At 50.5% G+C, this 6,809-nt stretch carries 5 protein-coding genes; 3 read left to right on the top strand and 2 right to left on the bottom strand.

Annotated elements, in window-relative coordinates; genetic code table 11:
• Positions 1 to 1,951, top strand: a 1,951-nt coding sequence (locus Q0294_RS15640; RefSeq protein ID WP_299467310.1) for a tetratricopeptide repeat protein, incomplete at its 5' end; no start/stop codon positions are given.
• A 21-nt stretch (positions 1,952 to 1,972) separates the two neighbouring features.
• Here the strand turns inward: Q0294_RS15640 and Q0294_RS15645 are convergent.
• The gene (locus Q0294_RS15645; protein WP_299467312.1) at positions 1,973 to 3,178 is read right to left on the bottom strand and encodes a serine/threonine-protein kinase; all 1,206 of its coding nucleotides are present in this window, start codon (positions 3,176 to 3,178) and stop codon (positions 1,973 to 1,975) included.
• Positions 3,179 to 3,776: 598 nt separating this feature from the next.
• On the opposite strand from Q0294_RS15645, the gene Q0294_RS15650 reads away from it, so the two are divergent.
• Entirely contained in the window at positions 3,777 to 4,526 is a 750-nt protein-coding gene (locus Q0294_RS15650; RefSeq protein ID WP_299467314.1) for a DUF1080 domain-containing protein, read from the top strand.
• Positions 4,527 to 4,654: 128 nt separating this feature from the next.
• Positions 4,655 to 5,983, top strand: a complete 1,329-nt coding sequence (locus tag Q0294_RS15655) for a PQQ-like beta-propeller repeat protein (protein ID WP_299467316.1) — start codon at positions 4,655 to 4,657, stop codon at positions 5,981 to 5,983.
• Between the two features lie 4 nt (positions 5,984 to 5,987).
• Here the strand turns inward: Q0294_RS15655 and Q0294_RS15660 are convergent, their stop codons facing one another.
• The gene (locus Q0294_RS15660) at positions 5,988 to 6,701 is read right to left on the bottom strand and encodes a hypothetical protein (RefSeq protein ID WP_299467318.1); all 714 of its coding nucleotides are present in this window, start codon (positions 6,699 to 6,701) and stop codon (positions 5,988 to 5,990) included.
• Positions 6,702 to 6,809 lie beyond the last annotated feature (108 nt).

The following is a 6,809-nucleotide window of genomic DNA, read 5'->3' on the forward strand; positions in this document are numbered from 1 at the left end:
GAGTGATATTTATGGCCTGGGCATTACACTGTATGAATTATTGACCAGGCGTTCTGCGATTGTGCGTACGAGTCGGCATGAGATGATTGAGCAGATTACACAAGGCTCGATTATTCCCCCGCGGCGTCTCAATCCTGAAATCTCTCGCGATCTCGAAACAATTGTCCTCAAAGCCATCGCGCCGGATACGAAACATCGCTATCAGAAAGCCAGTGATCTGGCGGACGATCTGAATCGCTATCTAGAAAACCGTCCGATTCGGGCGCGACGCGTTACGCTGATCGAAAGTCTTTGGCGCTGGAGTTGCAGAAATCCTGCTATTGCAAGCTTATCGGGGCTTGCGGTCAGCTTGCTGCTGCTGCTGGGAATCACGATGGTGGTTGGCTTTGAGAGGGAACGTCAGGAACGAAAACGGGCGGAAGCTTCTTCCCAACTCGCGACCGCAGCACTCGACCGCGTTTTCGACCGGTTTGTTCCGAGCCGCGCTCACTCTAGTGACAAGACGAATTCAACCGCCGACTATTCGGAGCCGGTGTTGTCACGGGAATCAGCCGATCTGCTGGCCGGCATGGTGCAATTTTATGAGCAATTGGCAGAATCGACCGGGTCACAGCGCGAATTTCAAATCAAGGCTGCCAATGCGCAGCACAAGGTCGGTGATATTCACCGTCGTCTGGGAGATTTCAAGTCGGCATTAGAGGCGTATCAGAAATCGCTCGGCCTGTATCAGCAGAATCCCGGCAAATCAGATATTCTCACGATTGCCACACTCTACAATGAAATTGGACGAATTGACTGGTATCTCAATCAAGTCACGGCGGCGAACGATTCGTATCAGAAAGCGGAGCAGTTACTGAAAGAGGAACTCTCAAAAAATCCGGAGCAGCCTGCCATCCGATTTGAACTGGCACGTTCCTATTATTTGAAGTCGCGTAAATTTCGTCCCGGTCAAGTGAAGGGAAGCAGAAGAACGGATCCCGCCCCTCGGTTCCCTGCAGGTGGTGACGAACAAAGGGCAGATCAGGTTCAATTACAACAGGCCATCGACTTACTTGAGCCATTGGTTAATATCGCGCATCCGGAACCCGAATCCCGCTACTTACTGGCACTCTGTCTGCAGGAACAGGTTTCGGATCATTTCCCGCAATCACCGGAGGATAACAGCAAACAGGAACGTGTGCTGAACATTCTGGAAAGTCTGGTAGAAGAACACCCGCATGTTGCCGACTATCGACAGGCAGTCGTAAAATCGTATGAGCGAATCGATATCAGTGATGCAATGCCGCAAGATATGGATGAGTCTTTGACTGAACGCCTGCAGAAAGCAATTCAGCATGCCAGCCGCCTGGTTTCCGATTATCCCACCATTCCGGAATACAAGATCTCTCTGATACACGCGCATAATAAGCTGGCTCATGCGCTGGATACCGTTTCAGACGGCAATGCTCCGCCGCATGAGATACGTCATCGTCACGATGCTGCTGAGCTTTCATTAAGAACCGCACTCAGGTTACAAGAAGAACTGACGCTGCAATTTCCCGAGTCACCTGAGCACAAAAAGTGGCTGACAAAGTTTAAAATCGGCCTGGCGAGGATTCTAATCAGGAAAGGCAGTGATACAGAAGCAATTGGTCTCCTGGAAAGTGCCATTCAAAGTCTGGAAGCAGACTTGAAATCCGATTCTCAGTCGGCTGGCCTCTATGCAGAGCTGCTCAACGCCACCGAGGAACTTGCCAAAGTTTACCAGAAAACACAGGATGATGTGGGAAGCTGGCTGATGTGGGAGAAATTTGATCAATACGAGGCTGCATTCAGGGAACTGTACCCAGATGGCATGCGCCGCCGTTTTGATGAAAGACGACGTCCACTCCACGACGGGCACCGTCCACGGGACGATAGAGACGACAGACCTGAGCTCCCTCGAGGCAGACGCCCCCCGCCGCGCCGGTGAAACGAACCGTTTTGCTGGCCTTCAGAGAACTCGAGCTTGTCGTTTCCAGAATGCAAACCAGTGTCCTTTGAAGGTACCGCGATTTTTGTTGCGGCTTTTTACATGCTTGCCATTGATAAATCGCACAAGATCCCCGCTGAGTGCTTCGGCTGATCGATACCGTTGTTGTTCCGATTTTGCGATGCAGTTCAAAATGATCGTTTCGAAATCAGCGGGGATTGATGCATTCCGCTCGCGCGGTCTCTGCGGTTCCTGATTTTTAATCTGATTAACAAGCTCGATCGAACTTTGAGAATGGAACGCAGGTATCAGTGTCGCCAATTCATACATCACCATTCCCAGGGAATAAACGTCACTTTGCGCATGATTCTCCCCCTCAAATCGCTCTGGAGCCTGGTAGCATAATGTTTTTGCTGCTTGCTGTTTTAATGCCCCTTCTGCAACTTGCGCCAGACTGAAATTGTTGACCCAGGTATGCCCTTCACCATCGATCATTATATTTTCCGGTTTCAGATCGTTGTGAAATGTTTCGCGGCTGTGCGCGTACTTCAAGGCTTGCGCTGCCTGTAACCCGATGCTCGCAAATGCACGCCAGCGATTCTTCTGCAAAGTGCGTGCGACTGCTTCTGTTAGTGCCTCGGTTTCATGCGGATGTGATTTCTTCTCACCTGCAAGATATTGAATGAGCTGATCCAGTCCGATCCCCTTGACTAGTTCCATGACTGAATAACAGAACCCCTGATCTTCTCCCGTGTTATAAAATGAAACGATATTCGGATGTCGCAAACGTGAAACCAGGCGTGCTTCACGCTCGAATCGTTCCCGCCAGCGTGGTGTCATTTCTGATTTCCAGGGTAGCAATTTTACAAACACACGGCGATTCAGTTTCCCCTGCACCGCTTCATATAAAATTGAAGTGCGGCTGCGGCTGATTTCGCGAATGATGCGGCAATCACCCAGTTGTTTGATCCGGGAGGGATCGGGGAGCTTCCGCCGCAGACTGGTATATTCCTGGTTGCCTTTCCACTGTTCCATGGCAATCAGTACGGGAAAACTCTCGCGGATTTCTGCAGCATGTTCCGGATAAGCGACTGCATAAGCTTCCACAGAGGGATTCATCCACCGCCGATGCTCATCGACAAACCGGCTCGCTAATAATTCCAGCGGCATGCGTTCCGTAACGGAATCTGCAGCAGTAAAATTTTCGATTCGATTTTCAGAATTCATGTTGACCCTTAAGAGATTCTGAAGTCACGCCGGCAAGTTGTTGGCCTCTCTTTCCAGACTGACACTCATAGCAGGAGTGTAGCTGAAAATTCAGGCCAAGGGGAAAGGTTCAGTGGTGCTACCGTGAAACAAACTGCGCCATAGCCGTGTGCAGCTCATTGAAGGGGCACTCACTCTAAAACGTAGCGGGCAGCCTGCTTGCTACCGGGAATCTTTCATATTTGAAGAATCTGGACAACGCCTGTTTCCCTGCAATCAAAGCCGCTCTGCTCTCCGCGGCATTTTAATTAGTTTTCAGGGTTTGCCGGGCGATTCGGTATGAATGTATCCGGTGTAATCAGCACGGGTTCCGTTTAATTCTCCGGTGACCGGAAATCAGGAAATTCAAACTACTTTTTGCTCTCATATTGTAATTCACAGGCCGTAAAATTACAGTAATTGATACAACTAACCTGCGTCCAGGTTTTTTGCAGCACATCCAGGACTATTCGGACCGAGTACAATTGCCCGGGTGACACTCTGGTTAAATGGGACGCGTTCTAGTTTGCCCTATGGTAAGTACGATTATTCTCAACACTGACAACAAGAGGAATGACTTATGTATACGCCGATTTGTCTGAAGCAGAGTTTCTTTGCAGTATTGGTACTTTCATGTCTGGGGCCGGCTGTGTTATCAGCGGGTGAGAAAAAAGATGCAAAAGCGCACAATTTGCCACCTGAGGGGTTTGTCGCTCTGTTTAACGGGAAAGACTTGTCAGGCTGGATCGGGATGAACTATCACACCGTCAAAGGTAAAAGTCCTCTGGCAGTCAAGAAGATGCCTCCTGCGGAGCGCGAGGAACTGCTGAAAAAGAACTGGGAAGACGTTCTGAAACACTGGTCTGTGGAAGAGGGAGAACTGGTGAATGACGGCCATGGCGTTTACCTGACCACAGCCGAAGATTATGGCGATTTCGAATTGCTGCTCGATTATAAAACCGTGGCGAAAGCAGACAGCGGTATCTACCTGCGTGGCGTGCCACAGGTACAGATCTGGGATACCACCAAAGAAGGCGGCAAATGGGATCGCAAGGCCAACCTGGGATCAGGGGGATTGTTTAACAACAAAGGCGAAGGCAAATACCCGCTCGTCCATGCCGACAACCCGTTTGGTGAGTGGAACCAGCTTCGGATCATCATGAAAGGTGAAAAAGTCACCGTTTATTTGAATGGCAAACTGGTTGTAGACAACCAGAAGATGGATAACTACTACGAAAAAGACGATCCGATCTACGCGACCGGTCCGATTCAATTACAGACACACGGCGGCGAAATTCGGTTTCGTGATGTCTTCCTGAAGAAATTATAATCGATCAGGAAAAGTATTCTGAAACGGCACTCATTCTGCCTTTTGCGCAGAATGAGTGCGAACCCAGTCAATGAAAAAATGTCCCGCCATCAAACTTCAAAAAACAGCTTCAAGGAGGAGTGAACCGGATGGTCTCATTTTCTAATCGATTGTTTCTGATCGGAATTCTGTTGTTTGCCGGTTGTACGAAAACGACTCCCGTGGAAGAGATTTCGGTACAAGCCAGCGGCGTCTCATTAAGTGACTCTGAGCTTCCCAATCTTTCCTCGGTCTGGCCAGGCTGGCGCGGGCCAGAGCGGAACGGCCACGCACCCGATCAGAGCCTGCCGATCGAGTGGAATGAAACAAAGAACGTGATCTGGCGGACGTTCATCCCCGGGCGGGGACATAGTTCGCCTGTGGTCGTAAAAGATCTGGTTTTGCTGGCCACCGCCGATGACGTGAATCAGGAGCAGATGGTCATGGCCTTCGATCGTGCCGATGGAACGATCCGCTGGGAAACCGTGGTGCATACAGGCGGTTTCCCTTCTCCAGGAGAACTGCATAAAAAAGGGACCAATGCGAATGGCACAGTGTACTGTGATGGCGAACGCATTTATGCTGTTTTTCTGAATTCCGGGAAGATCACCGCGACGGCCCTCGATCTGAACGGCAAGCGACTCTGGCAGCAGGAAGTGGGATCCTTTAATTCGAAATTTGGTTACGCCCCTTCCCCTCTGCTCTATAAATCGTTTGTGATCATCGCGGCGGATAATCAGGGGGGTGGCTATCTTGCTGCTCTGGACCGCAAAACGGGAGAAATCGCCTGGCGTGTTTCGCGGCCTGCGATCAGCACCTATTCCAGCCCGGTGGTGGCACATGTCGGTGGCCGCGATCAGTTGCTGATCAGCGGTTGCGATCAGATCACCAGTTACGATCCGGCGACGGGGAAGGAAATCTGGAGCACTCCCTGTCTGGCAGAAGCGACTTGCGGCACGATCGTGACAAACGACAACCAGATTTTTGCCAGTGGCGGATATCCGAAGCGGGAGACAGTCTGCCTGTCAGCCGAAGGCAAGTTGCTCTGGTCTGACAACACCAAGGTCTATGAGCCGTCGCTGCTGGTGGATGGAGAACAGCTTTACGGGATCACGGACGATGGCATCGCCTACTGCTGGTCAACCGAGACCGGCAAGGAACTCTGGAAAAATCGTTTGCGCGGTTCTTTCAGTGCCTCGCCGATTCTCTGTAATCGGTTGCTCTATGTCACGAATTCAGCGGGCGAAACGTTCGTGTTTGAAGCGAATCCGGACGGTTATACTGAAGTGAGCAACAACAAACTGGGCGACGACTGCTACTCGAGCCCGGCTGTCGTCGATGGCCGACTGTTTCTCAGAGTGGGAAAAGAGTCAGGCGGGAAACGTAAGGAAGAGTTGGTGTGTATCGGTGTGGAAGGCATGGACAAACCAGCTGAGTAAGCGGTCAGGGCTTTTTAGCCGCGACCGGCGTTTCTGAACGAGCCTGGCGCAACCAGATCGGTTCGAGGAAATCCCGGCGGATTTCTTCCTGATCCTGCATGAGAAATCCGTAGCTGAAGGTGTCGGTCCAGTAAGCGTAGAATAAGGTGAGCAATTTCGGATCTGAGATTTTGAAACGGCCTTTTTTCTCTTCCGCTTTTAGCCAGCGATAGTTGGCATCAAGGGCTTCAAAACCGATCATGAGAGATCGGACTCGGCCACCGCCATAACGATGGTAAATTTCCAACTCCATTTTCCAGAGTATCAGCAGATCATATACAAACGAGGCGAGATTCAATTGCTGCTGATCCTCCAGTGTGTTGCGTACTTTCTCAAGTTTCTGGCGTTGTTGATCGGAGAGACCAGGCGTTTTCAGGCTGCGCTCCAACTGACGCAATTTCGCTTGCATCAAAGCGATCTGGGTGACACTAAATTTTTTCAAGTCGGGTTCGTCTTCTGCAAACACATGAAATTCCTGCTGGGTTGGTTCAAGCCGGATTCGGTGTTTCTCAAGATAAGCTTCCGCTAGTGCAGTATAGAAATGATACTGAAGTGCATGAGTGAGTTTATCAGTGGATTCAGCCTCAAGCTGATCGCGATAGACCGTTTTGCCGAGGACCATGCCGATCTGTTCGCGCTGCGGTGTCTCTAATTTTTGCGCGACCAGTGGTGCAGCCAATGCTAAGGCATTAAACCGGACAAAATGTGTAATATTTTACAATGAATCTTGAACGGGCTTTGCATGAGCCATCCTGCCTGTCGAGGAATGTGAATGTAAAGCAGTATC

This window comes from uncultured Gimesia sp. (assembly GCF_937919775.1).
In the GTDB taxonomy this organism is placed as follows: Bacteria; Planctomycetota; Planctomycetia; order Planctomycetales; family Planctomycetaceae; genus Gimesia.

Coding starts and splice junctions, on each gene's coding strand:
- Q0294_RS15645 (WP_299467312.1), bottom strand. CDS start 3,178: ATGAATTCTGAAAATCGAATCGAAAATTTTACTGCTGCAGATTCCGTT.
- Q0294_RS15650 (WP_299467314.1), top strand. CDS start 3,777: ATGTATACGCCGATTTGTCTGAAGCAGAGTTTCTTTGCAGTATTGGTA.
- Q0294_RS15655 (WP_299467316.1), top strand. CDS start 4,655: ATGGTCTCATTTTCTAATCGATTGTTTCTGATCGGAATTCTGTTGTTT.